Source organism: Peptostreptococcus sp. MV1 (genome assembly GCF_000758885.1).
Classification (GTDB): Bacteria; Bacillota; Clostridia; order Peptostreptococcales; family Peptostreptococcaceae; genus Peptostreptococcus.
The window spans coordinates 84,827-108,797 of record NZ_JRNB01000118.1; the positions used below are offsets into that span (position 1 = coordinate 84,827).

The 23,971-nt window shown below is 33.9% G+C and carries 11 protein-coding genes and 1 other annotated feature; all 11 genes read right to left on the reverse strand.

The window, feature by feature from the left end:
• Nucleotide 1: 1 nt before the first annotated feature.
• On the reverse strand, nt 2-673 hold the full coding sequence (locus HMPREF1639_RS08040) for a PD-(D/E)XK nuclease family protein (RefSeq protein WP_036765314.1): 672 nt from the start codon (nt 671-673) through the stop codon (nt 2-4).
• Between the two features lie 22 nt (nt 674-695).
• Entirely contained in the window at nt 696-2,930 is a 2,235-nt protein-coding gene (locus HMPREF1639_RS08045) for an ATP-dependent helicase (RefSeq protein ID WP_036765315.1), read from the reverse strand.
• A 27-nt stretch (nt 2,931-2,957) separates the two neighbouring features.
• Nucleotides 2,958-4,700: a hypothetical protein gene (locus HMPREF1639_RS08050; protein ID WP_036765316.1), complete on the reverse strand. Its 1,743-nt coding sequence runs from the start codon at nt 4,698-4,700 to the stop codon at nt 2,958-2,960.
• 347 nt (nt 4,701-5,047) lie between these two features.
• A complete protein-coding gene (locus HMPREF1639_RS08055; protein WP_036765320.1) occupies nt 5,048-6,337 on the reverse strand; it encodes an FMN-binding protein in 1,290 nt (429 codons plus the stop codon).
• The gene (locus HMPREF1639_RS08060) at nt 6,337-6,861 is read right to left on the reverse strand and encodes an FMN-binding protein (RefSeq protein ID WP_036765321.1); all 525 of its coding nucleotides are present in this window, start codon (nt 6,859-6,861) and stop codon (nt 6,337-6,339) included. Before HMPREF1639_RS08060 ends, HMPREF1639_RS08055 begins: the two co-directional genes overlap by 1 nt.
• A 77-nt stretch (nt 6,862-6,938) precedes the next feature.
• Entirely contained in the window at nt 6,939-7,682 is a 744-nt protein-coding gene (locus HMPREF1639_RS08065; RefSeq protein WP_242847305.1) for a ferric reductase-like transmembrane domain-containing protein, read from the reverse strand.
• Between the two features lie 235 nt (nt 7,683-7,917).
• Complete coding sequence (locus tag HMPREF1639_RS08070) at nt 7,918-11,958, reverse strand: cell wall-binding repeat-containing protein (protein WP_036765323.1); 4,041 nt, start codon at nt 11,956-11,958, stop codon at nt 7,918-7,920.
• A 942-nt stretch (nt 11,959-12,900) separates the two neighbouring features.
• Nucleotides 12,901-14,181 (reverse strand): O-acetylhomoserine aminocarboxypropyltransferase/cysteine synthase family protein, encoded by a 1,281-nt coding sequence (locus HMPREF1639_RS08075; protein WP_036765324.1) that lies wholly within the window; start codon nt 14,179-14,181, stop codon nt 12,901-12,903.
• A gap of 10 nt (nt 14,182-14,191) precedes the next feature.
• A complete protein-coding gene (brnQ, locus tag HMPREF1639_RS08080) occupies nt 14,192-15,487 on the reverse strand; it encodes a branched-chain amino acid transport system II carrier protein (RefSeq protein WP_036765325.1) in 1,296 nt (431 codons plus the stop codon).
• Between the two features lie 128 nt (nt 15,488-15,615).
• Nucleotides 15,616-15,861, reverse strand: a binding site (T-box leader).
• 83 nt (nt 15,862-15,944) lie between these two features.
• Nucleotides 15,945-21,944, reverse strand: coding sequence for a cell wall-binding repeat-containing protein (locus HMPREF1639_RS08085; RefSeq protein ID WP_036765326.1), 6,000 nt, complete (start codon nt 21,942-21,944; stop codon nt 15,945-15,947).
• 485 nt (nt 21,945-22,429) lie between these two features.
• Nucleotides 22,430-23,794: an MATE family efflux transporter gene (locus HMPREF1639_RS08090; protein WP_242847306.1), complete on the reverse strand. Its 1,365-nt coding sequence runs from the start codon at nt 23,792-23,794 to the stop codon at nt 22,430-22,432.
• Nucleotides 23,795-23,971: the final 177 nt, after the last annotated feature.

The window sequence follows — 23,971 nt, forward strand, 5'->3', positions numbered from 1 at the left end:
TTTATACCTCCTCTATACTCAATGACCTTATCTCGTCAATAGTCGAATATATCATATGTCTATTTGCCTCATGCTTGTCCTCTGAGTACTCAATTATTACATGGTTGTCCATAGCAGGCTGGTAATAGTGCATACTGATATCACTACATCCTAGTTCCAGTCCTACCGACTCCTTGCATACGTACATATATACTCTTGTCTGCATCCTATTTTCTGCATAGTTTTTTTCTATCTTCCTCTTCTCCGTCTTCCAGTCCCATATATGAAGCCCAACCAAGCTATCATCTTTATAGACCTTCACTAAGAGGTCATAGGTAACCTGGATCCTATCCCTTAGCTCAAGGCTATACTCTGGCAAAAATACTATATTATCGCCGTACCTATCCAAATACGCCCTATATATAGCCCTAATCTTGTCCAATTTCTTGTCATAGTCACTAGCAGGTCTAATAGGCTCAATACCAAGAAAAATCCTCTGGCACATTAGGTGAAAATCTCTACCATAGGACATATTCTCTTCATAGTCCCTGTCAATCTGGCTGTCATCTGACCAAAAAATATGCTTGATATACTTGTCTATAAATTCCTTCTTGTCCCTCTTCCATGCAGCCAGCATATTCTGGCTGTACACCAATCTATCTAACCTATATTTCAAAATTTCTTTTTCAATCATTTTTTTCACCCAATTTTCTATATCACTTATTTTTTCGCATTTCTATATACTTAGTCATTATTTCAAGGTAGCTGGAATCCTTCCTATACATATTTCTATTCAGGCTTTCCACAAACTTATTTTTAGAGTTCAAAAGTAGTAGGCTAGACTTGGCCCTTGTTATACCAACATATAGTAGTCTTACCCTCTCTGATATTAGGTCCAACTTGAGGTCATCCTCATAAGAAGACCTTGTCTTGCCCGGATTTTTCCCTACAATCTTGTCTATATCAATATTGACAAATGCCTCAGGATACTTAAAGTCCGGTCGCAAATACTTCCTATCCACCCTAAAATAATCATCTAGACTAGAGGGAAAGTCCGACTTGTTTATGCCTGTTATAATAACTGCATCCCACTCCATACCCTTGGACTTGTGAAGGGTTGCCAGGGTCACACTTCCAGCCAATGGCTCAGTATCTCCCATGTCATATATGGACTCTATAGCCCCATCAAAGACCCTACTATACCTATTTTCTAGACTAATAGATAGCCTTGCCAGATCTGCCCCCTCATAAGAAACCAAGTTGCTCAAATAAAAGACTATATATTTTGATAGGAGGATTTCATTATTAGTCAAGCTTAACCTGGTCAATATATAGGAAATCAAACCTATCCTATCTGCCTGGCAATAGTCACATATAGACCTAATAGAATCTAGAGCCTTACTCATGTGCTTAGAAAATGCCAGCCTTGAACTATCATCTAGTCTAGTTCTTAACTTACTTAGGCAATCGTCTCTATAAATATCATCATATATTAGAGCTTCATGGTCAAACTTAGCTAAACTTGTAGACAGAGAGTCTAATTCCTCTTGACATAAGTCTAGGTCAAACCTGTCTATAAAGGCCTCCATTATAAGATCAAGGAAGTTTTCCCTTGATGGGTCCAGTAGAAAGTCTAAGGCAAGTTTTAGGTCGCCTATGACCTTCTTTCTAACTTTAGAATCAGCCCCCAGCTTATCAAAGTCAATATCCCTGCTGGCCAAGTAGTCTCCCATCTCATCAGTATCGTAGTTGGAAAATGACAATACTCCTATACTGTAGTTTGGAAATTTCTTCTGATAGTATCTAATTGTCTTGACAACTAGGTCCCGCTCTTCTTCCTGGCTCTTGAGTGACCTTGCCGCTACCATATATCTATCAGTAGTCGGATTTTCCTTGTAGGCTTGTCCCTTTTCCACAGCTTCAATATGTATATTTTCCAGATGTGCTCCGGCCTGGTTTACCAGGTAGTTAGCTAGGTCAATTATGTCCTGACTAGACCTTCCAGCCATATTCATCTCATAGGAATAGTCTGCCTGACAGCAAAAATCCTTGAAGTATTTTGGATCAGAACCCGTAAATGTCCCCGTAATACTTTGGTTTATATCTCCAACCCTAACTAGGTTTTTCTTGGATTTTTTGTGGCTAGCCTTCTTGTATGCAATTATATCTATTATTTTGCCCTGGATTTCATTGGAATCCTGACACTCATCTTCAAATACATAAGTATATCTTTTCTGGTATTTTTCAGCAATTGCCTCATTATCTACCAGTATCCTATAGGCCCTAATCAAGATATCATCGTAGTCAAAATAGCCTTCCTGGTCCAGTATAGACTGATAGTTTTTGTATATTGGACCAATTATCTTCATTATGCCAGCCTCGGATTTGAGCAAATAATCATCCAAGCTCTCTACATCAATATCGGCATATTTAAGCAATTTTATAGTATTCAAGACTATATTTGTAAATTCCCTATACCACTTATCCAAGTGGGCCTGGTCAGATCTCAATTCCTTCTTCAAAAAAGACCTAATCTTAACTTCATTTCCCGGCATGGACTCATATTCATCAATAGCCATCTGAATAAGTAGGCCCTTCCTATAGTCATCGATAATCTGACTCTCCTCACTAACCATGGCTATATCAGTATTTTCCCTTATAATCTTCATTGCAAGAGAATGAATGGTCATAACCTCAAAACCAGCCTTATCAATTCCCTCGTCTTCTAAAATAAACCTTATTCTAGACCTAAAATTGTTGGCAGCACTATTCATATAGGTAAGAACCAAAATCTTGCCATCTTGGCCATCATCCTTCATCTTCTTTAAGAGTTTGGCCACTAGGTTGGTAATTATAAAGGTCTTGCCCGCACCTGGAACAGCCTGGATGCCCATACTACCAGATCTATATTTCATAATTTCTTTTTGGTCTTTTCTAAAAACTATATCCATAGTTGCCTCCTAAATTCCTTACAAAAACTACATCCACAATAATCTCCTGTCACCATCTTGGTCGTAACCATTAATAGCTAAATCTGAATGTAGCAGGTAAATATTCAAAACATCTTGAGGGTTAGATTTTCCGCCTTTTTCATATTCCTCAAGTCCATGGTAATTTTCATCTATTATATTGTCTCTTAAAAAGTCCATCATCGACCACAAGTTATCCATATAATCCCTATTCTTATCTATCTCTAATTCCTTGTAAATTTGGGCAATATTGTCCTCATCGATATTCATAAGTAGGCTATCATCCATATAGGCTAGGTCTGTGTTCAGGTTATTTTCAACCTTCCTTGTATATGATTTGGAACTTGCATCAAATACCAATATATAGTCCCTATTTAGACCTAGAGACCTGTATTCATCCAGACTCATAAGCAATATATCCTTCCTAGTAGCCTCTTCCATCTTTGTCATATTGCCTGTAAAAATACTTGAGTAATTTTTCAAGAAAGTCAGCCTTGCCTCATCGCTAATAGAAATAAAATCGACCCTGTCACAAACCTCCTTGAGTATATTTATAGCCTTTATATCATCACAAAAACTACTTACCAGAATCATGTCTTCAGAATCCACTCTACCCTTTAAGAAATGCCTTTTAAAAAGTTTCTTAACTAGTTCTTGGTCGGGTATCTGTCCAAATGTGTCTTTAGACAAGCTCCTACGAATATCAGACATCAAGTCTTCCAACTTATTCCTTATACTTATATAGCTCTTATCTGGATTAAAAAATCTGACTAATTCAATCTTGTCTTCATCATCTAAAATGTACTCCAAATCGTGATAAATAGCCAGAGCACTAAAAAGGATATTCCCAATATAGGTGCTAGTCACAAGCTTACTTTTAGATAGACGTCTAATCCTATGACCTAATTTTTCACTAATCTGATCCAAATCTCGATCTGATATAGACCTATTGTTAGCTACTATTACTGCAATTCTATCTGTAGCTATTTTTTCTTCATTTATAATATTTTCTAGTGTATTTATCAATCCAATATACATATCATAATAGCTATCATAGTGGATTTCTTCTATTTTTTTACGTAATTTATTTGACCTGTGCCTATTTTTTTGACTACTGGCTAGCATATCTTCCAAGTCTATAAAGTTCTTGTCCTTAGTAAATATTCTATAAGTATCATTACTTAGCAAATCTGTATAATACTTGTCTACCAAACTAGACAAATCGTATATACCCAACCTGTCCATTATAGACCTATACTCAACTATTATATTTTTCATATCATCAAATATATGTTTATTAGATACAGACATCTTAAATCTTCCTATTCTATGAGCTATTGCATCAAAAGGAATTTGGTTCATACTGGCATCCACCATTGCCTCATAAATATGAATAGCAATATTTATGCTATTTGAATTAAGTCCTTGAAAATAACCATCAAGGTATCTTCTATCCACTATTATCTTATTGAGCAAAAAAATAGATGCCAATTTAGGCAAAATCTCCGGTTTTATTCCATCAGCCACCAATGGCCAGTATAGGGTCAGTTGGTTAACTATGTAGACCTGCTTGCTAGTAATAGCAATCTTTTCGTGGTAATTACCAGCAAAGGAAGTTCTTAGAATATTAGCAAGAACCACCTGGTCTAGTGATTTTTGGCACAAAAGATAATTTGATCCTATAAATTGCTCTAATATATTTGATTTTTCTTTACTCGTCGACTGCTTGAAAGTCGTTTTCTTCATTGTCATTTTAGTTCTCCATAAATTGTTTATTAATGAAATATGAAATCTTTTATACTTATTTTATAGAAACTGTAACTTTTTCATCTTCTATAACTAATAATCTCATTTTTTCAACTTTCGTTAGTATATTGCCTTATATTTAGGTATAACCTATCAATTCAATTTTAACATATACTGTAAAGACTTTGAATACTAAAGTCTACGTAGGTATTATTTTTCTTATTTAACAATTATAAAACTCTTAAAACATCAAACACATCATTGTATTACAGTAAAAAAAAATAGCTATGAATATTTTTATTATATTCATAGCTATTTTAATCTTAAATATAAAAAGTCAACTAAAATCTTTTTTAATTAGTTTTTACTTTTTCTATACCCATTACACCATTTAAAGTTGACATGATATTTTCATGTATAGCCTTGGTTGTAGAAGGTATACTAGAAGTCATCTCCTTTATCTTCTTCTGTAACTCTTCAATTTTAGACATTAGAGAAGTATTTTGTTCTTTCAAACTTGTATTTTCAGTCTCAAGTGTTTTCTTTTCTTTTTCTACTTTTTCTTTATCTTCTATGGCTTGCTTTAATTTATTTATCAAATCCTTACTATCCGTATTATCAGATGGATTCACTGCCTTCTTCAAGGCATCATTAACTGCATCCTTGATTCCATTAGAAGAGAAGGTTGCTCTAGAAACGGAGTCTACCTTAGTAGTTTGTTTAGAAATTATTGATTGTATCAAGGTCTTAGCCATTTCGAAATAATCATGGTCATCTCCATTTTCGATTACCTTAATTGATTCGATTTTACCACCCTTTACTTCTACCTCTACTTTTATAGTGCTTTTAAAGCCACTACCTGTACCTTCATATTTTCCATCTTTTAACTTTCCACTTACATCATTAGAATTTTGTAATTCTTCAATTTGCTTCTTTAATTTCTTTATTTCTTCCTTATCAGCTGACTGGTTAGGTTTCTCTGCAGATTGTCCATTCCCTGCACCACTTCCTCCACCAGAAGCTGAGCCTGTACTTGCCCCAGCATTTTTTAGTGCATTTGCAACAGCTGATTTTATACCATTACTCGTAAATGTAGCACCACTTACCCCATCTACATCAGTTGATTGTGAAGAAATAATATTAGGTATAATTCCTGAACACCTATCATAGTATTCAGGTGTTTCTGAATGGTTTTCAACCTTTATATCGGATATCTTGCCATTAGAAACTGTAACCTTTACTTTGATTTCACCGCCATAGCCCTTTGCCGAACCATAGTATACTCCATCTTTTAACTTACTAGGTATGCTTGTGTCGGCAGAACTGGCAGAACTACTACTTCCACTCCTTGAACTCCTACCACTGCTTGAGCCTCTACTTGAATTTTTGTTTTTACTGTTTTTATTATCACTTTTTGAAGTTTTACCAGTATCTGAACTAGAACTTTTACCGCTGGTATTTTTATCTTCAACTTTATCTGTATCCTCTTTTTCGTCATTTTCTGCCATATTATTATCAATTGGCAAGGGCTGTTTTACTATGGAATTTTTGCCTAAACTCATCCCTAGGCTATAGCCGGTAACACCAATAAATACTGACATTATTATACTTATAAGTATAAGCTTATTGATATTTTTACTCATTAATTTCCTCCACTAGCCAATGCGTTATTAACTGCACCTATAATCCCATTGGAACTATAAGTCGCACCACTAACAACTGATACATCTGTACTTTGTTTACTTACTATGTCGGATATCAACGATCTAGCCTTTTCAAAGTATTCTGCATCATCGGAATTTTCTACAATACGAATATCTTTAATTTGTCCTCCTTCTACCCTGACACTTACCTTAACATCCCCATGATAGCCAGGAGCACTTCCTGTATATTCTCCATCCTTATATTTTGAACTAGATGAATTAGAATTAGAACTTGAATCATTATTTGAATCAGGTTTCTTTCCCTCTTCTACATCGCTTCCACTGCTATCATCATTTGCAGGTGAATTAGATTTATCACCTTTATTATCCTCACTTTGCACTCTATTTGATGGTGAACTATCATTTCTTGCCACCTTATTTTTACTTATACTTGTCCCCATTACTATTGCAAGGACTAACAAGAAAGATATTGCAGCAGTTATTATCATATTTTTCTTTTCCATTACACACCTCCAAGTACAATTTAATTTCACTATATCTTTATAACAGTTATATTAAACATATAATCTGCTAATATATCCTACTTTGCAGCTAAACTGGCTTTTTTAGCTGTATACTTTTTGTCTATAATTATCTTAAGCTTGAAGATAGTATATGACATGAAAACAAGACAATAGAAAATTAAATTTACATTTCTTACAAGTGATGATGGCTTTGCTATATAAACCATTAAAACCTGTACAAAAACCATGGCATAAAAAATATATGCAAATTCTTGCAAGCTTTTCCATTTCTTTCCTGTCATTTTTTTTCTTATTAATCTAAATGATGTCACAAATAATGGCAACATTATCCCTATTGCAAATACACCGGCACTAAACATCATTAAGTTTGTCCATAGTGGAATTCCAGTCATTTTTACAATATTTTTGCTATTTAATAAAAATGCAAAAAAGTAATGTGTATTATGAGGTAGAGTAAAGATGCATGCAATAATAGACAATTCTCCCCTATTCATCCTCAATCTTTTTGATATTTTATACTTCATATCAAAAACACCCATATACATGACCAGGATGAAGAATGCTCCTCCCATTGCACCAGAATCTATAGCTCTCATAAATTGTTTTAGTCCTACCACATAGTTAATGCTATATCCATTCAAAAGATAAATTGTATGAATAATAGACATCAAAGAAATTACTGAAGTTACAATGTATATTTCTTTGCAATACTTTTTAATATAGTCAGCGAAATAATAGGCTAAAGCTACTATAATAAAGATGCTTATTTCTATAACCAATCTTATCACTTCCTTCCCCAAATTTTAAGTTGTTTAGAACTTTGTATCCCCAAATTAATGTCGGTCAACTCTTGTGTTAACAATAACCTGATATTTTTTCATAATTAAAACACAGTTCAGTATTATAATTTTATATAAATCATAAATCATGAACTAAGTGCATCATTAAAAACAGCAACATCATAAAATAATTTTTATGATGTTGCTGAATATGTATTGATTTGCTTTAGTATTTCAACAAAAATTTATTGTTAATTTATTGCTTCTTTAAAGTAAATTCTCCTATTAATACTTTTTGCTTGAAAGTACTTTCATTATTTTTAAATTTTCCAAAGTTATATAGGTATAGCTTAGTTGGCTTATCAGCATCTAAAATATCCTTAGCAGGCTTTGACAAGTCAAGAATTTCATCTTCAGTATATGTATCCTTCTCACCCTTTACAACACCAACTGAAAATAATTTAAGGTCGTCCAAAGAGTTAATATCAATCTGATTAAACGCTCCTGCATTCCACTTACCACTCTTGATATCAAATGCATTCGAATAATTCATCCAATAACCACGACTTTTTCCTGCATCACGAGCTATATTAATCTTTTCTTCAGGCTCATACTCTAATTTTGAAACCCTACTCCAATTAGTGAATTTTTCATTAAAACCTACTACTTGATAAGGTACTACTTCAAATGGAATATCAAATTTACCAGTAAACTCTTCTTCCCCTGAGCCTTTAAGTGTTACATTAGCTGTTATTTTATGAACACCCTTTTCACTAAGGTCTATCTTTTTTACTTCATTGGCATCTATTTGAACTTTATCAACAAATAGCTTATCCTCAGCATTTCCATATGTTTGTTTAATAAATTTTTGAAGTTCTTCTGAATCTAACTCGCCCTCAGAGTTTAGCATATTATGATTCTTTGACAAACCTACTAGACTATTTTTGTATGCTGGGATTCCAGATTTTAAACTATCAGGAACTTTTGGTAAAAGCTGAACATTTTTAGTTTTAATAGCTTCTTTAAACTTATCTTCAAGAGCTGATTTTGCCTTTTCTAATCTAAAATGTATAGGTAGTTTAAATTTATAGCTTGAGCCATCAACAAACTTTAATTTAACATCAATCTTTACTTGTGATGTTTTAGAGGCATTTTTGATGGCATTGGCTATTTCTGTGTTATCTACTTCCACATTAGCAGACGCTAATAATTTTTTACCCTCATCCTTCATTGCACTTGGGAATGCAGCCTTTATAAAGTCAGCATTAACTTGTTCCTTGGCCAACTTTTCTATTACAGCCATATTATTTTCATTAGCATAGTCTTTATCTAATGTTATAGTTTGTTCTGAAATTCTATAACCCTTATTTTCAAACTCTTTAACTGCATCTTTAAATTCTTCTGATTTTATCCCTTCAAATGCGAATCTAAAATCTTTTATACCTGACTGATCTAGCTTGTACTGTTCATCACCTGAAGTGAAATCTGCCTCTTTTATAAACAGTCCATAAGATCCAGTTTTGTCAAATGTTGGCCACTCTATTTCGCTATCACTCTTCAGATAAAATATCTTTTCTTTATTATTGTCTTCTCTTGTTGTAACAAGTCTAAATTCAATCTTTTTTCCTATCAAGCTATTTGAAGTTTCTTCAGGCATAGTAAGTTTCTGGATAAAATTTAATTGCTGATTTTGATCAAGTTTATTATTAAATCCATTTACATCTTTCCAATCATTTTTACCAACTTCACTCACCTGAACTTTTTTAACTGTACACTGAATTTTTGTATTATCAAAAATCTGTATAGATTTTATTAATTTAACAGTGTTAGTTTTTTCATGAACTAATCTAAGAGCTAGACCCTTCTTTGTGTCATATCCTAGGTTTTCTTTAGTCAATTTTAACTTACCCTTTATTTCTACTAGTTCCCCACTTTCATGGTTTACATAGCACAACTTTATACCATATTTTTCAAAATCCTTAAATGGTACTTCTATAGGTTTAGTTTGACCCTTTTTAAGCATTTCAGCCTTAAAGCCTATCTTATTAAAGTCTATTTCACTTCCACCCTTATAGTTAGGCTGCAAATCATTCTTTTTTGGTACAGTTAAATTGGCAAAAGCAACACTCGGATCTGCCTTCTTAAGTGCATTTGATATTGCCTCTATCGTTCCTGTAGCAGTATAAGTGGCCCCACTTATAGTATCAACCTTATATCTGTAATCAAGATCTTCATTCATGTACGTCCTTGTCAAGTAATTCAATCTTGGTCTTAACGTCTGTGGTATGCTTCCTTCAACATGCCCTTTTTCAATTCCTAATTTATGTGTACCAAACACATGCTTTGAAAAGATATCGTCTAAGACCTTATTAAAAGCTTCAACTGTATAGACATTTGTTGACTTGTCAACATCCTTCATTACCTTGTTTTCGGCATCTCTTGCAGACTTTAAGAAGTAATTAAGCCTATTAACTTGGCCTGATTTAGCTGCATTTATAGCTCCATTATATCCCTGAATAAATGTCTGGCCATCATCTGGAAGTCCCGGATACTTATCACCAGGCGCAACTTTTAGAACTTCTTCTTTTTCAAATTCTACCTTTTCTATTTTTCCATCTTTTACTGTTACTTTTAACGGTATTGGCTTACTACCTATAAAACCAAATCCATCTCCATAATATACTCCATCTGGATAGTTTTTATTTTCATCTAGTTTAGCAAAGTTTTCTTTTGATAAAAGATTAAGTTTGTCTTTCTTTTTAGGTCTAGGAACCTTCTTAATTTCGGCAGCATCATTAATCTTCTTTATAAGATCATGGCTACCCTTATATAAACTTGCTGTTGTATATGTAGCAGATGTTACTATATCAACCTTGTGTTCATCATTTATTTTCTTAATTCCTTCCTCATTTATCCTATCCGTGTCAGGATTCTCCTTGACAAGCTTGTATAATTTGTCAGAAATAGTATTTAGTTCTTTTAATTTATCTGCCTTGTCCTTATCTAAGAAATAATTATTATCCTTTAGTTTTTCAAACAGCTTATCTCTATTCTTTCCAAAAAATTCTTTATACGTACCTGATTTTGTATCATTATATTCAAACTTTATATCCTTTATCTTGCCACCTTCTACTGTAGCAATTAACTTATTATTCTTTCCACTCATAGCAAGTTTAGAGAAACCTTCTGCTTCTACTTCATACTTGCCATCTTTCAAAACCTTAACTTCATCGTATTCTACAGGATCGTCAGGTTTTTTATTGCCTGGTTCATTGTTATCAGGTTTATTGTTGCCAGGTTTATTGTTGTCTGGCTTCTTTGAATCATTAGACTGAGCATCTTTTATAGTTTTCTCAATGTTTTTAGAAAGACTAGCTGAAATTGAATCTTCCCCACCTAGAAGGTATACAACCTTTGCGTTTTTTTCTAAGTATTTAGATACACTACTATCTAGCATACCAGCTCTAGTCAATAAAACCGGTGCTTTTTTATTAAGCACTAAATTGATTGCAGATAAGGCATCTATATAGTTCATACCATTGGCCAATAGTACCTTATCACTATTCCCTTGATAGTACTTTTCTGCTATTTTAGTAGAGGTTTCGTACCTATCTGCACCAGCAATCCTATCACCCTTCAATCCTTCTATATTCATAGAAGATGATCCACCTATTATAATATTCTTAGATGAATTACTATCTACTATAGATTTTGAACCTTCTGGTAAATTTTTTCCGTTTGTCAATATTATTGATCTGTTTAGCTTAGCAGCTATTGCTCCTGCTGCCAACGCGTCTACAGTGTTACCATTGACAATAATGTTTTCTAGCTTAGAATCCTTATTTAATTCTTCTGCTAATTTGATAGAAGTCTGATATCTATCTTTTCCACTTATTCTTTCAACTTTAAAATTATTAGCCAGTTGATTTTCCAGTGACTTAGATATAGTTGCTTCCCCACCTACAAAAATGACTTTTTTTACATTTAGTCTTTTTAGTTCATCCATTACTACATTTGGTAAACTATCCTTTTTTGTTAGTAATAATGGTGCTTTTAGCTTTGCAGCTATACCACCACTTGCCAAAGCATCCTGAACATTCTGACCTGATGCTAATATTGCTACATCAGAATTCTTGAATGATTTTCTGGATATATTAGCACAAGTCTCATACCTATTCGCTCCACCAATCCTTTCAACTGTTGAATCAGCTGAATCAGCCAGTGCAGCCTTTGGTAATACTGCCATACTGCTTGTTGCCAATGTTGTCGCAAGCAGCACACTTACTACTTTTTTCATAAAGTACCCCCTTGAATTATTTATATACAAAGATAAAACCGCAGTTTTTTCTCTATATAGCCCCTCACTACATATAGTCAAATATGACTATATGCTATCTGCATTCCTACCTTATACAGATCCTTTCTAATCTAATATTACTACTATTTTCGTAATAGTATAATCATTAACTGATATCAATTATATCATGGTTTATATTCTATTTCAATAATGTTTTTAGCAATTTATCTCAAATATTATTTAAGTGTCTATATGTATAAATACATACTATTTTCAATTATTTTATACAAAATTACATTAAAATAGATATCATTAGTTATAATCAAGAAAAAAGCAGTAAATATATTGTATTTACCGCTTCCTATTTTATGAATAGATTTATCCTATAATTATTTTTCTAAAAACCCACAATATCTCATACTATTAAAAGAGCTTTTCCCCTTAAAAAAAATTTTAATTGATGTGAAGCCATATGGTGAATTATATGACATTCTTATACCTATTTTTAATAGGCTAGTTGCATTTCTAAAAATAAATCACTATAGACTATCTTTAGTGAAAACATTCTTTTATCTGGCATTTTTTCGTTCCTTTCATCAATAAAAAAGAGAAGCGTCAGCATTTCTGCCTTTACTTCTCTAATACATATTATTGAATTTTCCAAACATCGTCTGGAATTTTAAATCCTTATTCAAAAGTTATATTTTCTTTTAACTGATTTTCAATATCTCTTTTACCATAGATAATATGATATATTTTTACAAGTTTCTTTTCTTCATCAGGTATATATAATACTAAATAATTTAAATACATACGGTATACAATATACTATTATTGTCCCTAATATACATACCACTAAAATTTAAACTGCTTTCCTGTTTTCTTTTCTCATTAATTCTCCTATACATAATCTAGTCATTAGTATTACATGTAAGTATATTATTAAATTTCATCAAGAGCTTGCTCTATATCTTCTATAATATCTTCTACGTATTCTATTCCAACAGACATTCTTATCAAGTCAGGGCTAACTCCAGCTGCCAACAATTCAGAATCGTTCATTTGTCTGTGAGTTGTAGATGCTGGATGGAGTACGCAAGTTCTAGTATCAGCTACATGAGTAACTATGGCTGCTAGTTTTAATGAATCCATAAACTTAATTGCAGCTTGTCTGCCGCCCTTAACTCCAAATGATATAACTCCTGAAGAACCATTTGGCAGGTACTTTTGAGCAAGATTATACTGGTCGTCCTTTTCCAGCCCAGAGAAAGATACCCAAGAAATTTTGTCGTTTACCTCTAAAAATCTAGCTATTTTTAAGGCATTCTCGAAATGTCTTTCCATTCTCAGATGAAGAGTTTCCAATCCAATACCAAGATAGAATGAGTTTTGAGGTGATGGGATTGAACCCAGGTCTCTCATTAAGGTAGTTGTCATCTTGGTAATATATGCAGCTTTGCCAAAACTTTCGGTATAAACAGTTCCATGGTAAGTTGGATCTGGGCTAGTAAGTCCTGGATATTTAGACTTGTAGTCTTCCCAGTTGAAGTTGCCTGAGTCTACAACTACTCCACCTACTGAATTTGCTGATCCATTCATGTATTTAGTTGTTGAATGTGTAACAATATCTGCTCCCCACTCAAATGGTCTACAAAAGATTGGAGTTGGGAATGTGTTGTCCACTATTAGGGGCACACCATGTTCATGTGCGGCTGTGGCGAATTTTTCAATATCTAATACCTTTAAAGAAGGGTTAGAAAGTGTCTCACCGAATACTAGCTTAGTATTTTCCTTAAATTTAGTACGAAGTTCCTCTAATGATATATCTGGTTCAACAAAGGTAGCCTCTATACCGAGATTTTTCATTGTATTGGCAATTAGGTTGTAAGTCCCTCCATAAATGGCAGATGAAGAAATTACATGGTCTCCAGCCTTTACTATATTTAAAATAGCGTAGAAGTTGGCCGCCTGTCCAGATGAAGTCAGGATACCTGCCACACCACCTTCTAACTGTGTTATCTTATTTGCAACGGCATCGTTAGTTGGATTGGCAAGCCTAGTGTAAAAATAGCCACTTTCCTTTAAATCAAATAAATCTCCCATGTTTTGAGAAGTCTCATACTTAAATGTAGTTGATTGTACAATTGGAACTACTCTAGACTCTCCATTTTTAGGTGAATATCCACCCTGTACGCAAATTGTGTTTGTATTGTATTTTGTCATAATATCCTCCTTATATTCCATATTCAAATTGTGTTAATTTCTCTTTACCTACTACGCTACCAACTAATATTCCGAGTGTTGCAGGCAACAGCCAAGCAAAACCATAAGAGCTTAAAGGTAGTATATCTATAAAGGCTCTTATAAAGCTAATATTTACTACTGATAAAATTGCTTCCATCACACTAACTAGGATTGTAAATAGCAGTGCATACCTAAAACTTTCTTTATTACTTATATATTTTCTAAGCAGCCCCAAAATCATTAGTACAATTACGCTAGGGTATATTGCTAAGTATATTGGTGTAGCAAAATAAACTATTTTTTCAACTCCCATTATAGCAATGCTTCCACTTAATATTGAAAAGAAAATAACTGCATGTTTGTGATTTATTTTTTCACCTGAAATCTTGTGAAAAAAGTTTGCTATAGATGTAATTTGACCTATAGCAGTTGTAATACAAGCTAGAACAACAGCTATTGAAAATATAGAAAAGCCTTGAACACCAAGTATTTTCTTGGCTATAGTCACTAATAAAACACTTCTATCTATATTCTTAGGTAAGTGTGAACTCATACTAGAGCCTAAATATATCAGGCCTACATAAATTACTGCAAGTAGTACAATCGCAATCAAGCCACAGTAGGCAACCACCTTATTTCTCTTGTCACTATCCCTATATCCCCTCCTAATTATATCGCTTATAAACACTGTTCCTATTAAATAGCTAACCAATAAGTCTCCTGTTTGATATCCTTCCAAAAATGAACTTGTAAAAATACCAGACTTTTGTGGTATATCAGCAATTCCAATTGGCGTAAAAATTCCCTTTATTATTATTCCAAGCAGGATTATTACTAGGATTGGAGTTAAAAATTTTCCAACTTTATTTATCATTGTATTTACATCTAATGAGAAATATATTACTATCAAAAAATATACTAATATAAATACTTCAATCGGAACTTTTGGTAATATTGACTTAAGTCCTAGCTCGTATGCCACTGCTCCTGTCCTAGGAACTGAAATATGAGCTGCAAACAACATTATTACTAACAACAAACCTTTTGAAAAATTCCTATGTATGTCACTTGTCATAGATTCAAGAGAACCTCCATTTTTTGATATTACATATAGGGCAAGAACCGGCATCAATACAGCAGAAATTATAAAACCAACTGATGACGAGGTCCATTGACTTCCAGCTATAAATCCAAGCAGGGGTGGAAATATCAAGTTTCCAGCTCCAAAATATGATCCAAATAATGCTAGACCAACTACTAAAATATCTTTTTTCTTTTCCTTCATTTCAATTTTCTCCTTAATTATACTTTGTATTGATGGAGATAATGAGAATCTCATTTTTTAAGTATTCGGTTGCGCACCCCGAACAGCGAGTATTTCGATAAATTTCGAAATAAAAAAGCCCTCGTCCTATAAAGGACGAGAGCATTACTCACGTGTTACCACCTTAATTCATCTTGCTATCACTAGCAAGACCTTATCGAGTACCATCATACTCACAGTGCTATAACAGGCACACCTGTCGCAGCCTAAATCTAAAGATCTCGGTGCGAAGACTCCAAGGCCATGTTCAAAAGCATCTCTCCCATTTCTCTCACCAAACGAAATGTCTCTGTAAGGATTGAACGTCTTTTTACTCTCCTCTTCAACGTCTATTTATTATAATAGGGAGTATACCCTAATTTGAAAATCATGTCAACATATTTTTTACAAACATCACAATATTTTTAACTTTTTTAGCTTACTTGAGTTTATTAACTACATTTTCACTAACTGTACTTGTTCCACCTAGAACTGTTAGCTTTTTACCTGAAGTTATATCCTTAACTTCATTTATCACACTATCATTTCCTACTAGTAATATAGGTGACTTAGCCTTTGCTGTTACTGCTCCTGCTGCTAGGGCATCTACTGCCTTGTATCCATTTGTTACAAATACATGGTTTGCATTTGGATATGCTTGCTTAGCTATCTTGGCAGCTGTTTCAAATCTTGTTGCTCCAGCTATTCTTGTCTTGTTGTTGACGTTTATCTGACCCATTACTCTATCAGATATTGTTGCCTGACCACCAACTACTATTACCTGGCTTGGCTTCCAAGAATTTATCTTAGCCCTTGCATTTGAGTCTAGTTCATTGGCCTTTGTCATCATTACTGGTATTTGTGACTTTGTTGCCAAACTTGATACTGTTAGGGCATCTGCCTCTTTATTGTTTACTCCTGTGATTAGGATTAACTTATCTGAGCCTGTCATGTCCTTTACATTCTGAGCTAGGATAGCTGATGTTTCATACCTATTAGCTCCTGCTATTCTCTTTATGCTTAGTCCCATAGCCTTTAGGTCGTTTTCTGCCTTAACGCTTATTGATGCGCTTCCTCCAACTATTACCACATTCTTGGCACCTAATCTTAGAATTTCTGCTTTCACACTTGCTGGTACATCACTAAATGTAGATAGCAGGATTGGAGCCTTCTTAGCATCTGCATATGATGCTGATACTAGAGCATCTACGTTGTTCTTTCCACTTGCTAGAACTACCGTATCTGCCTTATCGAAGTACTCCTGGCTAATCTTTGTAGATGTTTCATATCTGTCAGCACCTGCTAATCTGCCACCAGTAGTTAAAGTTTTATCCACTACACCATCCTTATATTCTTTGGCTAATGACCAGTCGAATAAGAACTTGGCATTCTGTTTTCCACTACCTTTTACAATTTTTTCATAAGTCTCAGCCTTATTCTTCATTGAATCCATTGCATCTACAGAAACCTCTGCAAATATTTCTCTATCCTTACTATTCCTAGTGAATGAGAACCTAGACGGAAATTCTCTCATCTTACCAGTCAAATCCTTATCCATCTTAGTTTTTTCTACAGTGGCTGGTGTTTTAGATGAACCTAGGCCATTTTCGTATATCTTAAGATCCCAAAGATGTCCATACATACCAAAGAATGGCATGCCATTAAAGTCTACATAGTATTTATATTTACCGTCTTTTTCACTTACAATAGCTGTCTTAACAATCGCTCCATTACCCATAGATTCTTTAGCATCTGTTGCATGCCACAAGACTACAGGAACTGAATACAACTTGGCACCCTTCTTTACTTCCTTATCAGCTATTTCCTTGTCTAGTTTCTTAATATCCAAGGTATCCTTTGATGTCTGTGCAGTTTTAAGAGTATCTGTTTCTTTTTTAACATTATCCATAGCAAACATTATTATGTCGTTTGCAGATTGGAAAGAACTCTTCTTATCAGAATTATAAATATTTCTAGCATTTTCAAGAGCTTTTTCTAGTATTTCTTTGCTTCTTCCCTCTACTAGACCTGACTTTAGCATCTTTTCTGCCATATTAATGCTATTCTTTAACAGGGCCTTCTTGCTAACACTATCTTCATTCTTGTCATTATTGTCGGTTTTATTGCCTTCTTCCTTGCCTATTAGCGATTCCTTAGGTGCATTTGACCAATCTATTCTCAATATAGCTGGCTGAGATGCATCCTTATTTGCATTTCCTGTTTCCTTGGCTATCGCATCCATAGCGTCAACCCATACTCTAACGGCAATTTCTTTTTCACCTCTTTTTGGTCTGGTAAATGAAACCTTTCCTGGAAATTCATTTCCTGCATCTTTATATTTTGAAACTATAGTTGCAGGCACATAATCGTTACCTGTAGCTTCGTCTACAGTATCATATACACCCATTCTCTGTAAATGACCTATTCTCTTCTTACCTGCAAGTACATACTCCATAGAATGGAAACTTAGAGTAAGTTTTACACCCTTGCTAGTTTCCTCAACTTCAACCCTTTTATCCATGGCATCAGCTCCCATTGAGTTTTCAGAACGATTGTCATACTTCATTAAGTTTACTGGTAAAGTATATTTTAATACCTTTTTAGTATTATCATTTTCATGAGAACCACTTCCTGGATTTGTATTGGCATCTACTGTTGCAGTTACTTCCTTGTTTACCTCATAATTCTTAACCCACTCACCAACTACTAGTGTATATAACTGCTGTGTTAACCTATAGCGATTGCCATTTTCCATCCTCTTATCATTGGCAGTTTCAAGAGCTCCATCCAACTTATTTAAATCTTCTTTTTCAAATATAGTCTTAGTAGATCCATCATCGTATACTCTCTCAATTCTAGTAACTACCTTGAAGTCTCTAGCCTTTCTCAATTTACTTGCTATATCCTCATATTCTCCACCGTTCTTTTTTAACAGCTTGTCGGCATATGTCTTGTATTCACTCATCTTGAATACAGGCTTGTTTTCATATGTAACAGCTTCGTTCCAATTTAATAGGTCAAGAATATTCATATCTTTCTTATTGCTAAATTCCACCTTACCATTTTTAGCAGTGATATTGTAGTCAATCGAACTTCTTTGAGCATAATATCCACCCTGATTGTTCTTACTAACCTTTAAGGCCTTATAAGAATCAGGTATTTCTGCAGGAAGCATGTTCGCCGCCACATCTAATGAGGCAAACTTAACATCTTCAAGACTAGGAAGTGATGTTAAATTATTATGTATCAAGTCTATTTTTAGACCTTCTCTCTTGGCTAGATTTTTCCAAGTATCTTCACTAATCTTTGATATATTATTGAACTTTAGGTCTAAATGTTTTAGCCTAGCAAATTCACCAACATAGTCTGGTAAATTTGTCAGCCTGTTATTACCTAGGCCTAAGTTTTCTAAATTGCTAGCACTGCTCAAACTTGAAGGCAATTTAAGCAAAGCATTATCAGTTATTGACAAGATTCTAAGTTCTTTATTGTTCTTAAATAAACTATCAGGTAATATTGATAGGTCATTGGAACTCAAACTTAAATTTCTAAGTTTTTCTAGCGTATCAAAAGTTCCTTCCTTTACTTCACTTAACAAGGTGTTTCCCAGGTCTAGGTCAGTAATTTCAGTATTATTGGCAAATAAGTCCTTGTCTAATACTGCTAGAGGGTTAGATGCTAGTGAAACCTTCTTTAGTTTTTTATTGTTTTTGAATATATCCTTAGGCAAATCTGCAATCTTATTACCATTTAAGTATATTTCTTCCAGGTTGACCGCCTTATCAAATACACCAGCTGGTAGGCTCTTTAAAGAATTTGATGAAAGCTTAATTACCTTGACATTAGGTCCTAAGTCCTTCAAAATACTAATGTCGTATATTGAATTAAACTGACGCTCTAATGGAGCCCCTCTCCAAGTAAGGTCTACTACTGCTGGAGCCTTTTGTAATTCATCAGTACTTATCTCACCATTGTTATCCCTATCTAAGCCAGAGTATAAAAGTCTATTTTTCAAGATTTCCGAACTCAATTTACGCTTTTGTTCAAGGTCGTAAGTTTCATGGAAGCCCTTCCAACCTACATAGGCATCCTTCTTAAATACTATTTTAACTTTAGTATACTTGGTATCCATCATGCCCTTGTCGCTTAGTTTACCGCCCATATAACTAACTAGAACTGCCCCCTCACGAGCCTTTGTTAGGTCTTTTAGGTCCATTGTAAAATAGGCCTGAGTTTTAGTAGCAGGGTCTACGAAGTCTTTCTTTGATTCTTCTGGCCAAGTATTGTCAGTATTTTTAATTCTAAAGTCCAATAGTCCGTCTGCAAAGAATAGGTTTAAGAACCTTGCTGTAATCTTGTCGCCACGCTTTTCAATCTCTACATTTCTGTCAAAGAAACCTTGTAACATAGAAGTTCCCTTTCTACCATCAGCATACTTGGCTTCAAAACCGATAGTATACTTGCCATCAGGTGACTTCTCTAGGTCAGCTATATCAATTTTCTTAAGCCCTTCTAACTCCTTAGCTTCTTCCTGTGGTAGTTCAACATCTTCCTCTTCCTTAACATTGTCAGACCAAGTTATACTTGAATTGTCATCTAAGAAAAATTCAACCTTGTTCTTTGCTCCTACATCACTATTCCAATTCTTTATGATTGGATCATCATTGCCATTTGGCTCGTTCATAAAGTCATTACCACCTGAGTTTTTAAGGAACTTATTGTCCTGTACTGTGTAACCATTAATTATAACTTGCTTAATATGTGGGGCTAAACCATATACCAATGACCTGTGTTCCTGTAATTCAGCATCACTCTTCTCTTCATAGCCCTTCAAGTTAATTATTATGGACTGTTCTCTTCTCTTTACTTCCTTGATGGCATCCTTATAAAATTGTGCCCATGTCATGCCTTCTGGCTTCTTGTCAGGAGTTTCATACTTTAGGGTAGAACCATCAACAAACTCAATAGCAAACCTGTGGTTTCCTTTCTTTTCTTCGACCTTATTATAGGCATTTAATAGGTTTTCATCCTTGATAGTAAATTCCCTAAGAACCCTATTTTCGCCTGCACGAGAATTTCTTTCTATTAAGGAAAAACGCTCGTCAAATTTAAGCTTCCAACTTGTATATACATCAACTGCTTCATCAACCTGTTTGATATCACCCTTATTTTGAATAGTTGTTCCATCTACACTGATACTCTTTATCCTACTTAATACTTGTAGTTTATAATCATTAATATTTGTATCCATAGAAACTGAGAACATATCTATACTTACACCCTTGTCCTTACCTTCATTAAGAGGTCTGATACCGTATACTGTAGTCTCTAAACTTCTTAGATTAGCATCCTTAGTATAGATAGTTCTGTTCTTAGTATATCCAGATGTATCTGTATCATTAGTTGGTGGATTTACTTTGTTATCGTCATTAGGCTTTTCAGTTTCTTTCTGATCTTCTATTATTTCTCCTGACTTGACGGCAATTTTATACTGGTCAGACTCATAAATACCTGTCTTACCATCCTTTAACTTTATTACTAGCTTATACTTATTTCCTTCTTCACCATACTTATTTAGGGCAGCCTTGTGCTTTTCAAAATTTTCTGGCTTACTATGTAGGTCTCCATAATCCCAGGCTGGTTGAGTTGTAAAAGTAAATTCATCTATCGGGAAATTTTCTCCATTGATTTCAACAGATGTCATATTCTTATAATAGCCATCCATTTTTGCTTTTTTTCTATCACGATCGCTATCGTACTTAAACTGAACCTTTACTTTTCCATCAGCAACTAGAACTTTATTAAACTCTTCTGTTGGTATTCCTATTTTTTCATTTTTACCAGGATTAGCCTCTGTTCCCTCTGTATTATTTCCAGGCTTTTTATTTTCATCATCAGCTGGAGTCACATCTTTTCCCTTGCCTTTTATAATCCTAGAAACTTGATCATTAGTACCACTTTTGTAATCTAGTTGGTGTATATCTCCACTACCCTTCATTTTTATACCTATAACAACATCTTTTGAAGGTTTTAAATTGAAGGCATTTGCATGAGCCTGCCATTTATCATCCTTACTCTGATAATCTGCAGTATGACTTTTATTTATATCACCACGAACATCTTCAAATTCGCTAAAATCAAACTCTGTTCCGTTGATTATAACTTTGTCTATTTTATTGTACCATTTGTTAATAACATCTTTGCCAAGTTCATACTTTTTAAATGTAAACTTAATAGGATGTGTATCTCCATATTCATCAATCCTGATGCTTATATAGTCCCAAATATTCTCCTCAGCAACCTCATCTGCATATGCACTACCTATACTCTGACCCAGTATATGCATTGTAGGTGCTGTCGAAGTTCCAAGCATTGCTAATGACAAAGCAATACTCACAATTGCCCTTCCTTTTTTTCTACACTTCTTACAATACGTCATTTCAATTTCCTCCCAAATTATATTTTTAGAACATTTAATGCTATTAATACTAAATTTGATGCGACATATATAATAGTTCTTAATTACCCAAATAGTATATCATATCTTAACTGCGATTACTATTCAATATTATTAGTTATTTATTAACTATATTTAGTTTTTTTAGCTAAAATCGTCAAAATAACGACTTATATAAGATTCTTTTTTAAAATCTATATACTATCATAAGTAATAATTTAAGAGGTATATTATGACCCTTTTTAATATATTTAAAACTAATTGTATCAAATCACCAATAATTCTAATATTTTTAATAATGCTTTTGTTTCTAATAAAAAAACGCAAATGCTACGATTTGACCTACAAAAATTATAAATCAAATTAAACAAGCATTTACGCTATATATCTTCTATAATTCATTTAAAAATCATATATTTTTTTAAAAAACATATCTATTCAAAATATATTGTATGTTAATCTTATTCTTAAAAATGTATCCCTTGTGAAAATTCTTTTTTTCTAATTAGATAATAGAAAACTAGCATTATTAGGGCTGTTATTATCCACGTTATTGGATATACACTCATCAAACGAGCAAAAGATTTAAGATCCCTAAAAAATACAAAAACCCAAAAAATCCTAAATATGCAAGAACCAGTCATAGTTACAAGTGCAGGTAAAAGAGAATGGCCCATTCCCCTCAAAGCACCTGCTCCAACTTCATAAAATATTGCTATAGATGCAAACATCTCTACTTCCAGCATCCTTATTATTGCATAATGTATTACCCTTGGATCAGTAGTGTAAAACCTAATCATACTGTGCCTAAAAAATACAAAAGTTTGGCTCATTACTAGAGTGAAAAATATCCCCATAACTATACATATTGTAAAAACTTTTTTGCACCTATCATAATATCTTGCCCCAAAATTTTGACTGGTAAAGGTGACTGCTGCCTGGGCGAATGAATTAGTCACAAAATAGGTGAATATTTCAAAGTTAAGTGCTGCAGCAGATCCAGCCACAGCATATGAGCCAAAGCCATTAACTGCTGACTGTATGCATACATTTGATATTGAAAATACCATACCTTGAATTCCTGCAGGGGCCCCGATTTTAAATATATTCACAAGATGCTCTTTACTTATACAGAGTTTCCTAACATTTAATCTTATTACCGAATTCTCATGTAGTAAAAAATATACAACTATAGCCGCACTTACGGAATTGGCAAGGCTGGTTGCTATTCCAACACCTATGACATCCATGCCAAAAACTATGACAAATAGAAGGTTAAGACCAATATTCACAAATCCAGATACTATTAAGGCGTAAAGAGGTCTTTTTGTGTCCCCGATTGACCTCAATATAGCAGCTCCAAAGTTATATATCATCAAAAAAGGCATACCTAGGAAATATATTCTTAGGTAAAGACTGGCCAGGTTGATTACATCATCTGGTGTACCTATCAAACTCAATATAGGCTTGGCTATGAGTTGACCCAAAGCCAATAATAAAAATCCACTTATTATAGCTATGCTCACACTCGTGTGAACTACTTCTTCGACCTTATCCTCTTTTTTTTGCCCTATATATTTTGCAATTACAACGTTACTGCCTAGCGATAGGCCTATAAATAGACTGATCATCAGATTAATCACAGGTCCATTTCCCCCAACAGCAGCTAGTGATCGACTACCTGCATATCTGCCAACTACAGCCATATCTGCAGAGTTGAATAACTGTTGCAATATGCCACTTGCTGCAACAGGCAAGGCAAATAATAGTATCTTAGCTAGTAAGGGGCCATTTAACATATCTATATAATTTTTTTTATTCTCTTTATTCACTAGTATCACCTTCTACATTCACAGTTTATATGTTTATACCTATACAGTTAGAGTTCATTCATATAATGAAAAAAGACCCTAGTAAAAACTAGAGCCTAATCACGTGGCTACGTCCTATTCTTCCAGGCAGCTTCCCACCAAGTACCTTCAGCGCTAAGGAGCTTAACTTCTGTGTTC